The organism is Pseudomonas simiae (assembly GCF_900111895.1).
In the GTDB taxonomy this organism is placed as follows: domain Bacteria; phylum Pseudomonadota; class Gammaproteobacteria; order Pseudomonadales; family Pseudomonadaceae; genus Aquipseudomonas; species Aquipseudomonas simiae.
This window is the reverse complement of record NZ_FOKB01000012.1, coordinates 38,495-53,006: the sequence shown is the minus strand read 5'-3', so window position 1 is coordinate 53,006 and position 14,512 is coordinate 38,495. Positions and strand designations below refer to the sequence as shown.

The following is a 14,512-nucleotide window of genomic DNA, read 5'->3' as shown; positions in this document are numbered from 1 at the left end:
GAACAATCGCGCACGCTTTTACGTCGTGCCCAATCGCCATCTGACTCACCGTGTGCCCATCCTATGCTCAAGTCCAACCTTCGACTCCTGGTGGTGGAGGATCACCCCTTTCAGCGCCTTGCCACCCAGTGCCTGCTCAAGAGCTTTGGCTTCGACCAATTGACGCTGGCTGAAAACGCTGAACAAGCGATCCAACTGATGACGCAGGGCGAAGCCCCCTTCGATCTCATGCTGTGCGATCAATGCCTGCCCGACCTGCCTGGACTGGAGTTGATAGAAATAGCCAGCCGCCAATGTTTTATAGCAGGTGCCATTTTACTCAGTGGTTTACCCGTGATCGAATTGGAGTATCTGAGCAAGCAAGCCTTTCGGCGGAATCTGCCACTGCTGGGTTACTTATCAAAACCGCTGAACCAGGACGAACTCATGGCTTTCATCAATGTAGGAAATTAAACATCCTGCCTTAAGAGAACTTACCGAGATTGGCTAGATAACATCAGGCATGCGGTTTACCCTTCAAATAACCTGAGGCGCCGACATGAACGCCCACAAAGCCTTCGCAATGCGTGAGCCTAAGCCGTTTTTGTTGTAGGACTTTTCCTGTTTTGCACCTTCCCCCCCGCTGCTTCATCCTCCCACCTCAACTTCTGAGCTAATGTGCCCGCTTTATTTGCACTTGCGTGGAATATGATTATGAACACAGTTTTCATCATCGATGATCACCCTGTAATCAGGCTGGCCATTCGAATGCTGCTGGAACACGAAGGCTATAAAGTCGTCGGCGAAACCGATAATGGCTGTGATGCGATACAAATGGTTCGCGAGTGCCTTCCGGACTTGATCATTCTGGACATCGGAATCCCAAAACTGGATGGGCTCGAAGTGCTATGCCGCTTCAACTCCATGAATACCTCCATGAAGACCCTTATCCTCACGGCTCAAACCCCCACCCTGTTTGCTACTCGCTGCATGCGCTCAGGTGCCGATGGTTATGTGTGCAAGGAAGGTGATCTGAGTGAATTGCTGAGTGCGATCCGCGCCGTATTATCCGGTTATAACTACTTTCCCAGCCAGGCCTTGAATACGAGCGGACCGGAAGCAAACTACGAAGAGTTGGAGCTGTTCAAAACAGTGAATGATCGAGAGTTAATGGTATTGCAACTTTTTGCACAAGGCCGTACCAACAAGGAAATTGCCAAAGGAATGTTTTTAAGTAACAAAACCGTCAGCACGTATAAAAAGAGGCTTATGCAAAAACTGAAAGCAAAGTCCTTGGTAGAACTTATCGAGCTGGCAAAACGAAACGCGCTGGTGTGAGAAAGCGGATGCCGAAGTGTATAAAGGACTATCTCATTATCTTGAGCGCAGGCGTGTGCTTGAGCACCACTGTGCTCGCCGCTGCAACACAACCGGAGCACTATAATTTACTGAGCCGCGCAGGGAACGCCCAACTGGACACGCCAATGGACGCCACTCAACGCCGGTGGCTGCAGAACAAACGTGAGCTGATCCTGGGTACGGCAGCCCCCGACTACCCGCCGTTCGATATCACGTCGAGCGGGTACGACTATGAAGGCATCACCGCCGATTACGCCGGGGTGTTGGCCAAGGCACTGGCGTTACCCGTCAGGGTGCAGCGCTACCCGACCCGGGAGGCGTCCATCCAGGCACTGGAGTCAGGTGAAATCGACCTGCTGGGTTCTTCCAACGGTTTTGAAGCCACCCATCCATTGCTCACCCTTTCGGCACCGTATGCCGTGGACCAGCCTGTTCTGGTAACACGCGAAGGAGAAACCCGCAGCCTCAGCGATGGCCTGGCCGGTCTTCGCTTGAGCCTGGTCTACCACTACCTGCCCCTGGAGGAGGTACAAAAGCTGTATCCAAAGGCCATTATTCGTGCCTATCCCTCCTATCAGAATGCGTTGAATGCCGTCGCATTCGACCAGGCCGATGTGTTTCTTGGCGATACCATTTCCACTCATTACATGATCAACAAGGGTTACCTGAAAAATATCCATATGGCCAACTTCGGCAAGCACGAAGCCTACGGATTTAGTTTTGCCCTGCGCCAGGACCAGCCCATCCTTTTGAATATCGTAAACGCCGTGCTGGCAGCACTGCCCACCCATGAACGGGAAAACATCGCCAAACGCTGGAGCGCCGGCAGCGACATTCTGCTGACCGATCAGAAGCTGCAACTGACCCAACGCGAAGAGCGTTGGCTCAAGGCACACCCCGTGGTCACGGTCATCGCCAACGAAACCTTTGCGCCGCTGACGTTCTTTGATGCCGACGGCAATTTCCGCGGCATTACAGCCGACCTCCTGGAACTGATACGCCTGCGTACCGGGCTACGCTTCGAGATTCAACGCGGGCGTGACATCAACGCGATGATCGAACAAATCGACACCGGCAAAGTCGATATCATCGGCGCCATTGTGCCCAGCAGTGAGCGAGAGACGCAGTTGAATTTCAGCCGTCCCTACCTGGAAAACTCCTACGTACTGCTGACGCGCAAAGAGCCTGACGCCCCGTTGAACCTGGAACAAATGGCCGGCAAACGTCTGGCGATCACCCAGGGTAACCCGCTCGAAGTCACTCTTCGCAAGGACTTCCCACATATCCAACTGGTGGAAACCAGCGACACCTTCAAGGCTGCGGAATTACTCGCGCAAGGCCACGTTGAGGGTGCGGTGAACTCACTGGTGGTCGCCAACTACTTGCTGTCTTCACACGTCTTCCAGGACAGATTACAGATCGGCACCAGCATCGGCACCCTGCCAGCCCTTTTCGCGCTGGCCACCTCACGCGACGCCACGGAATTGAGCTCGATCCTGGACAAGGCGCTGCTCAGTATCGCTCCGGATGAGCTCGGTGTGATCAACAGCCGCTGGCGAGGCTACACCGCCGCCTCCGACAGCTACTGGCGCGACTACCACGACTTGATTGCCCAGATCATCATCGGCACCGGGCTGCTGCTATTGATCTCGCTGGCCTGGAACGCCTACATGCGCCGCCAGATAAAACATCGCAGGATGGCCGAGCGCGCCCTCAACGATCAGTTCGAATTCATGCGCGCGCTGGTCAATGAAACGCCTCATCCGATTTACGTACGCGACCGCAACGGCCTGTTGCAGACCTGTAACGACAGCTACCTGCAGGTATTCGACGTCAAGCGTGAGGACGTCATCGGAAAAAGTGCCCTTCAGATCAGTACGGCACTGGAAACAGAAGCGTCGCAATACCACGCTGACTATCAGCGTGTGGTCGCGCAAGGCAACCCGTTGATCGTGGATCGCCCCCTGCATATTCGCGGAAAAAAACTGACGATCTATCACTGGATCCTCCCCTATCGCGACTCGACCGGCGAAGTCCAGGGCATCATCGGAGGCTGGATCGACATCAGCGAACGGCGCCAACTGTTCGATGAGCTGCGCGCGGCCAAGGAGCGTGCCGATGAGGCCAACCGCGCCAAAAGTACCTTCCTTGCGACCATGAGCCACGAAATACGCACACCGATGAACGCCGTCATCGGCATGCTGGAACTGACCCTCAAGCGAGCAGATCAGGGCCATCTGGATCGCCCGGCCATCGAGGTTGCCTACCACTCGGCCAAGGACCTGCTGGAGCTGATCGGCGACATCCTCGACATCGCGCGCATCGAGTCAGGCCGACTGAGCCTGTCTCCCGAGCGGGTAAACCTGAAGGACGTGATTGAGTCGGTGGTCCGCGTGTTCGACGGCTTGGCGCGCCAGAAGACGCTCAGTTTGTTGCTGGAGTTCAAACCTGGGCTTGACGACACCGACGTCCTGATCGACCCGCTGCGCTTCAAACAAGTGCTGTCGAACCTGGTGAGCAATGCCATCAAATTCACCGAGCGCGGTGAGGTGAAGGTCAAGGTGGAGGTGCACGCTACCGACCTGCCGCAGCAAGTCGAAATGAAGCTAGTGGTCGAGGACACGGGTATAGGCATCAGCCGAGAAGACCAATTGCGCTTGTTCGAACCCTTCTCCCAGGCCGACAACTCGGGGCACCTGGCCCGCAGCGGGGCGGGCCTGGGGTTGGTGATCTGCCGCAGCCTGTGCGCAATGATGGGCGGGCAATTGAGCCTGAGCAGCGTTCCCATGGTGGGCACGCAGGTGTACGTAAGTCTTAAGATGCACAGCCTGCAGCCCGTGCATGCGGTGGAAGAACCCAAGCCGGCAACCCCCACGCCTGCGCCGGTGCTCAATGTGCTGGTGGTAGATGATCACCCCGCGAACCGCTTGCTGATGTGCCAGCAACTGGGTTACCTCGGCCACCAGTTCACGGCAGCCCAGCATGGCGCGGCCGGCTTCCAGGCTTGGCGCCAGGAACACTTCGACCTGGTCATCGCCGACTGCAACATGCCCATCATGAACGGTTATGAGTTAAGCCGGTCCATCCGTGAATACGAACAACGCGAGCAGTTGCCCCCTTGCGTCATACTGGGTTTCACGGCCAATGCCCAACCGGAAGAGAAGCGGCGCTGCGCTGAAGCGGGAATGAACGACTGCCTGTTCAAACCCATCAGCCTCACGATACTGGAGCGACAGCTGGCGCAGATCGGTCCACACCCCACCAGTACACTGCTGGATCTGAGCAGCTTGGACGCGTTGACGGGAGGCGACCCGCAACTGAGCCGGCGCCTGCTGGAGGAGTTGTTGAGCAGCAGCGCGCATGACCGCCAGGAAATAATTGCGCTAGTGGCTCGACAGGCGCCACTCCAAGACATCATCGAACAGGCGCACAAGATCAAGGGCGCCGCGCGCATTGTGCAAGCCAGCGTACTGGCCGCTCAGTGCGAAGCGCTGGAACAGGGGTGTGCCCGAGGTGATGATCTGCCACTGATCGAAACCGGCATCAAGACTCTGGAAAAATGCATGCTTGAACTGGAAAGGCAGCTGCGAATGCAACTGGACAGTTTAACGACAGAGCAATAGGCGGGAGCGAGCCTCCCGGCTCGCCCCCGATGGAACCGTCAGCAGTCGGTCAATTTCAGGAAAATCGCCGCCAGTTGTTCAATACCCGCCTGGTCCTCAAGGGTAAAACGCGACAGCGATGGGCTGTCGAGGTCAAGGACGCCAATCAGCTTGCCGTCCTTGACCAGAGGCACCACCAGTTCGCTGTTCGAGGCGCTGTCACAGGCAATATGCCCGGGAAACTCGTGCACGTCCTCCACACGCTGGGTTTGGCGCGTTGCCGCTGCCGCGCCGCACACGCCACGGCCGAATGGAATGCGCACACAGGCGATCTGGCCCTGGAACGGGCCCAGCACCAGTTCTTCGTTACGGTTGAGGTAGAAACCGGCCCAGTTCAAGTCGTCCAGCTGGTTGAACAGGAACGCAGAGAACTGCGCGCTATTGGCGATGAAATCCCGCTCATCGGCCAGCAGCGACTCCAACTGCGCGCACAGCATGGCATAGCCATTCAGGCCGGTACCGGCGCTTTGTAGGTCGATCATGATTGACGCTCCAGCAATTTAAGGCCCACCCAGTAACGGGCGAACTGGTAAGCGCAGCGGCCGTTGCGGTTGCCACGGCCGGTTGCCCAGCGTACGGCGAGGATGTCGAGGGCTTCATCGCGCTGCCACTGCAAACCGGCCTTGCTCGCCAGCTCGCCGATCCAGTGCTCCACCACATCCAGGAAATGCTCCTGGGTAAACGGATAGAACGACAGCCACAAACCAAACCGATCGGACAAGGCAATCTTGTCCTCTACCGCTTCGCTTGGGTGCAACTCACCATCCACGCGTTTCCAGTTGTCGTTGTCGCTCTGGTTTTCCGGCACCAGGTGGCGGCGGTTGGAGGTGGCATACAGCAGCACGTTTTCCGGGGCCTGTTCGAGTGAGCCGTCCAGTACGCTTTTCAGTACGCGGTAATCGCCTTCACCGGCCTCGAATGACAGGTCATCGCAGAACAGGATAAACCGCTGCGGCAGCTTGACCAGTTGCTCGACCACACGCGGCAGGTCGGCCAAATGGTCGCGCTCGATTTCGATCAGGCGCAAACCGGCCTTGGCATGCTGGGCGAGCAAGGCACGCACCATGGACGATTTGCCAGTGCCACGCGAACCCCACAGCAAGGCGTGGTTGGCGGGCAGGCCGTCGATGAATTGCTGAGTGTTGCGTGCCAGTGTTTCACGTTGCTTGTCCACACCGATCAGGTCGGACAGGCGCATCTCCAGGCTCACGTCCAGCGGCAACAAGAAACCACTGCGGCCCTCACGCTGCCAGCGGGCAGCCAGGCACTGGTTCCAATCAATGGTTTGGCGCGGCGCGGGCAACAAGGGTTCCAGGCGGGCTAGCACTGCGTCGGCCCGTTCAAGAAAGGCATCCAATCGAGAGTCCACGATTATTCCTCTGGCAAGTTCTTGCAAAAGATGGCGTATTGGCAACCCTGCGGCAGACCGCACGAGGCTGCGTAAAAAAACGATTCATGCCAGGTAAGCCAGAGCCTGTGGATGTTCAGCTATGCTTGCCGGGCGAAGGGAAACGTGAAGTGGTTCAACACTCGATGGATATCAAGTTCGCCCACCGCTTGTCTTATAAACAAGCCAGATTGACTGTGCTGGTCGGTTTCGTCTTGGGAACCTTGCTCAGCCTGATCCAAATCGGCATTGATTATGCCAGCGAAGACGCATCCATCAACCGCGAAATTCGCTCGCTGATCGAAATCAGCCATAACCCCGCCTCACGCATCGCCTATAACATCGACGCCGAACTGGCTCAGGAACTGACCCTGGGCCTGCTGCACTCCCCCGCCATCATTCATGCCCAGTTGATCGACAACAACGGTGTGGTGTTGGCCGATGTCGACCGCCCACGCAAAGAAAGCTCCTACCGCCCGGTCAGCGACTTCCTGTTCGGTGCCAACCGCCAGTTTGAAGACCGATTGTTCCTCAGCCATATGCCCAACGAGTCCCTCGGCGTGCTACGCCTGGACGTGGACACCTATGCCTTTGGCAGCCGCTTCCTGCGCCGCGCGGAGGTCACCCTCCTCAACGGCTTCGTCCGCAGCCTGTTACTGACCGGCATCTTGCTGGGTTTGTTCTACGTGATGTTGACCCAGCCCCTGGTACGTATCATCCGCGAATTGAGCAACCGCAAACAGGCACGCCTGGATTGCCCACCGGGCCATGAGCACGACGAAATCGGCGTGCTGGTGAACGTTGCCAATCAGCAGTTTGAAAACATGGAGACGGAGATCCAGCAACGTCGTCACGCTGAAGATCGGCTCACCGAATACCTCGGGCAACTGGAAGACATCGTCTCTGCCCGTACCCTGGAGCTCAAAGCCAGCAACCAGCGGCTGAGCCAGTCCAACGATGAACTGGAAGCGGCGAAGATGCATGCATTGGGCATGGCCCAGGCACGGGCGGCGTTCCTGGCCAACATGAGCCACGAAATCCGCACACCGCTCAACGGCCTGCTGGGGATGATCGCGTTGTCACTCGACAGCCCACTCAACGCCGAACAGCGCCAGCAACTGTCTATAGCCCATGACTCGGGCAAGGTGCTGGTGGAGTTGCTCAACGATATCCTCGACCTGTCCAAGTTCGACGCTGGCCAGTTGGAGTTGGAGCGCATCCCGTTCGACCTGGGTTCGCTGGTGGAAGACACCGCCAACCTGTTGTCGCAGAACGCCGCGCCGAGCGTCGAGCTGACGTGCCTGATCGACCCGCAGTTTCCGGCCCAGGTCCTGGGCGACCCGACCCGTGTACGGCAGATCGTCAGCAACCTGCTGTCCAACGCCTTGAAGTTCACGCGCTTCGGCCGCGTGGATGTTCGCCTCAGCGCGCATGAAGGCCAGGTACGTATCGAGGTCTGCGATACCGGCATCGGTATTGCGCAGGAAGCCCAGGTGAAGATCTTCCAACCCTTCACCCAGGCCGGCGCCGGTATCACTCGCCAGTTCGGCGGCACGGGCCTGGGTCTGGCGCTGACACATAACCTGTGTGAAGCCATGAAAGGCCGGCTGAGCATCAGCTCCGAAGTGGGGTTCGGTAGCCAGTTCTGCGCCGACCTGCCGCTGCCCACCCATCTTCCCGCAATACAACCCGCACCGCTCAAGGGTGAAGTGATCGCCATCACCAGCACCGGCAGCGGCCTGACGGAACTGCTCACCACCCTGCTGCCCCACTGGGGGCTGACACCCCGATGCTACCCGCGTGATGAAGATTTAAGCGGGCAAACCCCCGACCTGCTGATCACCGACTGCCCGGAATGCCTGTTTCGCCTGCGCCCCACCATCACGGCACCGATCCTGGTGGTGACCGCCTATGGCAATTTCATGCCCAGTGAAGAAGTCGCCGCACTCGCACCGCTGCAACAACAGGCGCGCCCGCTGAGCCGCAATGCGCTGTATCAGATACTGCAACGTAACTTGCGCAGCGACGCGCAACTGATCCTCGACCCGATCCAGATGGAAACCGCGCCCCTGGTGCACAGGGCACGCATCCTGCTAGTGGAGGACAACCCGGTCAACCAGCTGGTGGCCAAGGGTATGCTCAGCAAACTGGGGTGTGAGGTGATCGTGGCCGCCCACGGTGGCGAGGCACTCAAGTTTCTTGAGGAACAACACTTCGACCTGGTGTTGATGGACTGCAATATGCCGGTGATGGACGGCTACGAAGCCAGCCGGCAGATTCGTCGCAGCGGGCGCTGGCCGGACCTGCCGATTGTCGCGTTGACCGCCAACGCGCTGTCCGAAGAGCGCGAACGTTGCCGGGCCGCGGGCATGAACGACTACCTGGCCAAGCCGTTCCGTCGCGAAGAACTCAGTGGCCTGCTGGAGCTGTGGGTGCCGAAGACGACAAGTCTCTGATCTGCCGAAGCAACTGATCCAGGCCATCGCGCAGGGCGTCGGCCTGGTTCAGGTCGATGCCGCTGTCACACAGCAGCCGGGTCTTGAGCCCATGAGCCTGGTCGCGCAACTGCACACCGGTTTCGCTCAAGCTCAGGTGCACCTCCCGCTCATCCTTGGCGCTGCGCTGGCGCTTGACCAAACCGAGTTGCTCAAGGCGCTTGAGCAGCGGCGTCAGCGTGCCCGAATCCAGCATCAAGCGCTCACCCAACGCCTTGACCGTGGGTTGCGCCGGCGTGGCGGCGTGCCACTCCCACAACACCAGCATCACCAGGTATTGCGGATAAGTCAGGCCCAATTGATCGAGCATCGGCTTGTATGCGCGAGTCACCGCCCTGGACGCGGCGTAGAGCTTGAAACACAGTTGGTTGTCGAGAGCCAGGGAGACGGTCATTTGAGCAGGGCTTCGATCTCTTGGGTCAGGTCCTGCGGCTTAGTGGTCGGCGCAAAGCGTTTGACCACCTGGCCGTCACGGCCGATGAGGAACTTGGTGAAGTTCCACTTGATGCCCTTGGAGCCCAGCAGGCCCGGCGCCTGTTCTTTCAGTTGCACGAACAACGGGTGGGCGTCGCTGCCATTCACGTCGATCTTCTTGAACAGCGGGAAGCTGACGCCGAAATTCAGCTCGCAGAACTCGGAAATTGCGCCTTCGTTACCGGGCTCTTGCTTGCCGAACTGGTTGCAGGGGAAGCCCAACACCACTAATCCCTGGTCCTTGTACTGCTGCCAGAGCTGTTCCAGCCCCTTGTATTGCGGGGTGAAGCCGCACTTGCTCGCGGTATTGACCACGAGGATGGCCTTGCCGGCGAAATCGGCCAAGGTCTTTTGCTCACCCTTGATGGTGGTGCAAGGGATGCTCAGCAGGTTGTTGCTCATGGCAATGCCTCGATCGGGAGAAAAGAACAACAAACATAGTAAGCAATTCAATTGCGTGCAATTTAATTGACGACATTGATGCCGTGATATCAACCCAAACCTGTAGGAGTAAGCGGGCTCGCTCCTACAGGGCGCCGCGCGGTTCAATTCAGCGCGGGACGAGGTTCAGGCACACCGAGTTGATGCAGTAACGCAGGCCGGTCGGCGGCGGACCGTCCGGAAACACGTGCCCCAGGTGGGCATCGCATTTGGCGCAAGTGACTTCGGTGCGGATCATGCCGTGGCTGACGTCACGGATCTCGACCATGGCGCTGTCGGCGATCGGCGCATAGAAGCTCGGCCAGCCGCAGCCGGAGTCGAACTTGGTCTTGGCGTCGAACAACGGCTCGTTGCAGCAAATGCAGTGGTACACACCGTCGGTCTTGGTGCCATTGTACTTGCCGCTGAAGGGTCGCTCGGTGCCCTTGAGACGGCACACGTTGTATTGCTCCGGATCGAGCATCGCCTTCCATTCTTCAACGGTTTTCTGCAACTTTTCCATCGGTACACCTCGGCAACTGAAAAAGCCTGATCTGTGTCTTTTCCATGGATCAGGCGGCACGTATGATTGCGCCTCTTCAAAACGCCAGTCTGGCACCCGCGCTACCGGCATTCAAACGTATTTATGGGTGCGGGCCCCGCAGGATTCGCAGTACGGTAGTGTCCCACCGTCTGGATCGTTCATTTTCAGGATCACATCGCCATGCAGGTCAGCAAATCGAACAAGCTCGCCAACGTCTGCTACGACATTCGCGGCCCAGTGCTCAAGCACGCCAAACGCCTGGAGGAGGAAGGCCATCGCATCCTCAAGCTGAACATCGGCAACCCGGCGCCTTTTGGTTTCGAAGCGCCGGACGAAATCCTCCAGGACGTGATCCGCAACCTGCCCACCGCCCAGGGCTACAGCGACTCCAAGGGCCTGTTCAGCGCACGCAAGGCGGTGATGCAGTACTACCAACAAAAGCAGGTCGAAGGTGTCGGCATCGAAGACATCTACCTGGGCAACGGCGTGTCCGAACTGATCGTGATGTCCATGCAGGCCTTGCTCAACAACGGCGACGAAGTGCTGGTGCCGGCGCCCGACTACCCACTGTGGACCGCCGCTGTGACCCTGGCCGGCGGCCATCCGGTGCACTACCTGTGTGACGAAGGCGCAGACTGGTTCCCGGACCTGGCCGACATCAAGGCCAAGATCACCCCGAACACCAAGGCTCTGGTGATCATCAACCCGAACAACCCGACCGGTGCGGTGTACTCCAGGGAAGTCTTGCTGGGCATGCTCGAACTGGCACGCCAGCACAACCTGGTGGTGTTCTCCGACGAGATCTACGACAAGATCCTCTACGATGACGCCGTGCACGTGTGCACCGCCTCCCTGGCGCCGGACCTGCTGTGCCTGACCTTCAACGGCCTGTCCAAGTCCTACCGCGTGGCGGGCTTCCGTTCCGGCTGGATCGCGATCTCCGGCCCCAAGCACAACGCCCAGAGCTACATCGAAGGTATCGACATACTGGCCAACATGCGCCTGTGCGCCAACGTACCGAGCCAGCACGCCATCCAGACCGCCCTGGGCGGCTACCAGAGCATCAATGATCTGGTTCTGCCCCAAGGCCGGCTGCTGGAACAGCGCAACCGCACCTGGGAACTGCTCAACGCAATCCCGGGCGTGAGCTGTGTGAAACCCATGGGTGCGCTGTACGCCTTCCCGCGGATCGACCCAAAGGTGTGCCCGATCCTCAACGATGAGAAATTCGTGCTCGACCTGCTGCTGTCGGAAAAGCTGCTGGTGGTGCAAGGCACCGCATTCAACTGGCCGTGGCCGGATCACTTCCGCGTGGTGACGCTGCCGCGTGTGGACGATCTGGAAATGGCCATTGGTCGCATCGGCAACTTCCTCAAGTCCTATCGCCAGTAATGGAAACGGCGCTGTACGACCGACAATCGGTCGTACAGCGAGTATCTGGCAACACTTCTCTGCCTTTCCCACAGACAGGCAGTTCGCGGCCAGCGCAAAAGCCACCTACCCCCCGTAATTACAGGGCTGCGAGGCTACGGAAAACCGATTCAGCCGTCTTTTCCCTATCGGAAATGCCCTTCAAGGCTCTACATTCAAGCTGTAGGACACAGTTTGAAATAGTCGCTCGGTTGAATCACCCCATGCCGCACCTTATATACCCCGCAGTACGCGACATATTAAGCATGAGGAGAATTCTACAACCATGATGCGCATCCTGCTGTTCTTGGCCACTAACCTTGCGGTCGTGCTGATTGCCAGCATCACCTTGAGCCTTTTCGGCTTCAATGGGTTCATGGCGGCCAACGGGGTTGACCTGAACCTCAATCAGCTGCTGATTTTCTGTGCGGTCTTTGGTTTTGCCGGCTCGCTGTTCTCGCTGTTCATCTCCAAGTGGATGGCGAAGATGAGCACCAGCACCCAGGTGATCACCCAACCCCGTACCCGGCACGAGCAATGGTTGCTGCAGACCGTTGAGGAGTTATCCCGCGAAGCCGGTATCAAAATGCCTGAAGTCGGGATCTTCCCGGCTTATGAAGCCAACGCCTTTGCGACCGGCTGGAACAAGAACGACGCACTCGTTGCGGTTAGCCAGGGCATGCTGGAACGCTTCTCGTACGATGAAGTGAAGGCCGTACTGGCCCACGAGATCGGCCACGTGGCCAACGGTGACATGGTCACCCTGGCGCTGGTACAAGGCGTGGTGAACACCTTCGTGATGTTCTTTGCACGGATCATCGGCAACTTTGTCGACAAGGTGATCTTCAAGAACGAAGGCGGCCGCGGCATTGCCTACTTCGTGGCGACCATCTTCGCCGAGTTGGTACTGGGCTTCCTGGCCAGCGCAATCACTATGTGGTTCTCACGCAAGAGAGAGTTCCGTGCAGATGAAGCCGGTGCCCGCCTGGCCGGTACCGGGGCGATGATCGCAGCGCTGCAACACCTGCGCTCCGAGCAGGGCCTGCCGGTGCACATGCCGGACAGCCTGACCGCCTTCGGCATCAACGGTGGCATCAAGCAGGGCATGGCTCGCCTGTTCATGAGCCACCCGCCGCTGGAAGAGCGTATCGACGCACTGCGTCGCATGGGCTGATAACCCGCATTGCAAAAAAGGGGCGATTGGATCGCCCCTTTTTTATGGACAAGGTTTACGCCCTGCCCAGCCAATAAACCCGCTCATCAAGCCGCGTGACACCCTCCTGAACAAACTTCCAGCTCTCCCCCAGGACGTCTTGCTCTTGCAGCGTCTTCACGGTCCAGTCCGAGCCGAACAGCACCTTGACTTCATCATCCGTCACAGCAAACGGTGGCCCGGCTTTTTGCGACTGGTCGTAATCAAGGGTGATCAGCAGTCCCTGGCAACCCGAAGGCAGCAGGCGACTCAAATGCTCGGCGTACTGCGCACGCATCAGCGGCGGCAAGGCGATCAGGGCGGCGCGGTCATATAATGCGGTGCAACCGGCCAAGGCTTCGGCGTCCAGAGCGAAGAAGTCGCCGCACCACACTTCGATCAGATCAGTCTGGTACACCGTAAAGGCATCCCGCCGAGTGATACGTGGCACAAGGTTCTGTTCGCTGAAAAACGCCTCCACGGCCTGCTCCGACAGCTCCACCCCCATCACCCGCAGCCCATGACTGGCCAACCACATCAGGTCCAGGCTCTTGCCGCACAAGGGCACCAGCACCCTGGCGCCCTCGACGAGCGCCAGCTGCGACCAATGCCGTTGCAGGTAAGGGTTGACCTCGGGCAGATGAAAGCCGATCTGATTGCGCGCCCAGCGCTCCTGCCAAAACTCAGGTTCCATAGATCCTCCATAAAATTCGATCAAATGGTGCTAAAACTTATATTAGATTTAGATCAATGATCTGACTGAAGATGGGCCCATGTTAACGCTCAGGACCCCACTTATGCTCCCCAGCCTGTTTATCTCCCACGGTTCGCCCATGCTTGCCCTGCAACCCGGTGCCAGCGGCCCGGCCCTGCAGCGTCTTGCTGCCGAGTTGCCACGCCCGAAGGCCATCGTGGTGGTGTCGGCGCACTGGGAAAGCGACGAACTCCTGGTCAGCGGCAGCGCCACGCCTGAAACCTGGCACGACTTCGGCGGATTCCCCCGCGAATTGTTTGCCGTGCAGTACCCGGCGCCGGGCGACCCGCAACTGGCCGGTAGGATTGTCGAGTTGCTGAAGGCCGACGGTCTGAATGCCCGCACCGATGACCGTCGTCCATTCGACCACGGCACTTGGGTGCCGCTGTCGCTGATGTACCCAACGGCCGATATCCCGGTGGTGCAGGTGTCCCTGCCCAGCCGCATGGGCCCTGCCCTGCAGACCCGTGTCGGGCATGCCCTTGCCAGCCTGCGCGAGCACGGCGTACTGCTGATCGGCTCGGGCAGCATCACCCACAACCTGGGCGAGTTGGACTGGCATGCAGGGCCTGAAAGCATCGAGCCATGGGCGCGAGACTTCCGGGACTGGGTGGTCGATAAGCTGGCAGCCGACGATGAAGCCGCCCTGCACGACTATCGGCGCCAGGCGCCGAATGCCGTACGCAGCCATCCCAGTGACGAGCACCTGCTGCCGCTGTACTTCGCACGTGGCGCTGGGGGTGATTTCAGCATCGCGCACCAAGGCTTCACTATGGGCGCGTTGGGCATGGACATCTACCGCTTCGGCTAACGCCCCTTGCCGTCGCCTACAGGCG

General features: G+C 58.9%; 13 protein-coding genes. 7 read left to right on the top strand and 6 right to left on the bottom strand.

The window, feature by feature from the left end; translation table 11 throughout:
• Positions 1-63 precede the first annotated feature (63 nt).
• The 3 genes from BMZ57_RS26415 (at position 64) to BMZ57_RS26405 (ending at position 4,961) form a co-directional block, all read left to right on the top strand.
• Positions 64-453, top strand: a complete 390-nt coding sequence (locus tag BMZ57_RS26415; protein ID WP_021492236.1) for a response regulator — start codon at positions 64-66, stop codon at positions 451-453.
• A gap of 240 nt (positions 454-693) precedes the next feature.
• Positions 694-1,317 (top strand): response regulator transcription factor, encoded by a 624-nt coding sequence (locus tag BMZ57_RS26410; protein WP_010211823.1) that lies wholly within the window; start codon positions 694-696, stop codon positions 1,315-1,317.
• An 8-nt stretch (positions 1,318-1,325) separates the two neighbouring features.
• Complete coding sequence (locus BMZ57_RS26405) at positions 1,326-4,961, top strand: transporter substrate-binding domain-containing protein (RefSeq protein WP_069673337.1); 3,636 nt, start codon at positions 1,326-1,328, stop codon at positions 4,959-4,961.
• 38 nt (positions 4,962-4,999) lie between these two features.
• Here the strand turns inward: BMZ57_RS26405 and BMZ57_RS26400 are convergent, their stop codons facing one another.
• A complete protein-coding gene (locus BMZ57_RS26400; RefSeq protein ID WP_010211827.1) occupies positions 5,000-5,482 on the bottom strand; it encodes a GAF domain-containing protein in 483 nt (160 codons plus the stop codon).
• Positions 5,479-6,369 carry an ATP-binding protein gene (locus BMZ57_RS26395; protein WP_044286866.1) on the bottom strand — a complete coding sequence of 297 codons (891 nt, stop codon included), beginning with the start codon at positions 6,367-6,369 and terminating at the stop codon, positions 5,479-5,481. The genes BMZ57_RS26400 and BMZ57_RS26395 overlap by 4 nt, the downstream gene beginning before the upstream one ends.
• Positions 6,370-6,533: 164 nt before the next feature.
• Between BMZ57_RS26395 and BMZ57_RS26390 the strand changes: the two genes are divergently transcribed.
• A complete protein-coding gene (locus tag BMZ57_RS26390; protein WP_029529199.1) occupies positions 6,534-8,843 on the top strand; it encodes a hybrid sensor histidine kinase/response regulator in 2,310 nt (769 codons plus the stop codon).
• Here the strand turns inward: BMZ57_RS26390 and BMZ57_RS26385 are convergent.
• From BMZ57_RS26385 to msrB, 3 genes are all read right to left on the bottom strand, one after another.
• Positions 8,797-9,276: a MarR family winged helix-turn-helix transcriptional regulator gene (locus BMZ57_RS26385; protein WP_010211832.1), complete on the bottom strand. Its 480-nt coding sequence runs from the start codon at positions 9,274-9,276 to the stop codon at positions 8,797-8,799. The two genes, BMZ57_RS26390 and BMZ57_RS26385, sit on opposite strands and share 47 nt — an antisense overlap.
• Positions 9,273-9,758, bottom strand: a complete 486-nt coding sequence (locus BMZ57_RS26380) for a glutathione peroxidase (RefSeq protein ID WP_010211834.1) — start codon at positions 9,756-9,758, stop codon at positions 9,273-9,275. Before BMZ57_RS26380 ends, BMZ57_RS26385 begins: the two co-directional genes overlap by 4 nt.
• 148 nt (positions 9,759-9,906) lie before the next feature.
• Positions 9,907-10,299, bottom strand: coding sequence for a peptide-methionine (R)-S-oxide reductase MsrB (gene msrB, locus BMZ57_RS26375; RefSeq protein WP_044286865.1), 393 nt, complete (start codon positions 10,297-10,299; stop codon positions 9,907-9,909).
• 201 nt (positions 10,300-10,500) lie between these two features.
• Here msrB and BMZ57_RS26370 point away from each other — a divergent pair, with 201 nt between their 5' ends.
• Entirely contained in the window at positions 10,501-11,712 is a 1,212-nt protein-coding gene (locus tag BMZ57_RS26370) for a pyridoxal phosphate-dependent aminotransferase (protein WP_010211837.1), read from the top strand.
• Between the two features lie 304 nt (positions 11,713-12,016).
• The gene (gene htpX, locus BMZ57_RS26365) at positions 12,017-12,904 is read left to right on the top strand and encodes a protease HtpX (RefSeq protein ID WP_010211838.1); all 888 of its coding nucleotides are present in this window, start codon (positions 12,017-12,019) and stop codon (positions 12,902-12,904) included.
• Between the two features lie 55 nt (positions 12,905-12,959).
• Here htpX and BMZ57_RS26360 read toward each other — a convergent pair whose 3' ends face one another.
• On the bottom strand, positions 12,960-13,616 hold the full coding sequence (locus tag BMZ57_RS26360) for a thiopurine S-methyltransferase (protein ID WP_010211839.1): 657 nt from the start codon (positions 13,614-13,616) through the stop codon (positions 12,960-12,962).
• A 103-nt stretch (positions 13,617-13,719) separates the two neighbouring features.
• On the opposite strand from BMZ57_RS26360, the gene BMZ57_RS26355 reads away from it, so the two are divergent.
• Positions 13,720-14,487, top strand: a complete 768-nt coding sequence (locus BMZ57_RS26355; RefSeq protein WP_010211840.1) for a DODA-type extradiol aromatic ring-opening family dioxygenase — start codon at positions 13,720-13,722, stop codon at positions 14,485-14,487.
• The last annotated feature ends 25 nt before the right edge of the window (positions 14,488-14,512 follow it).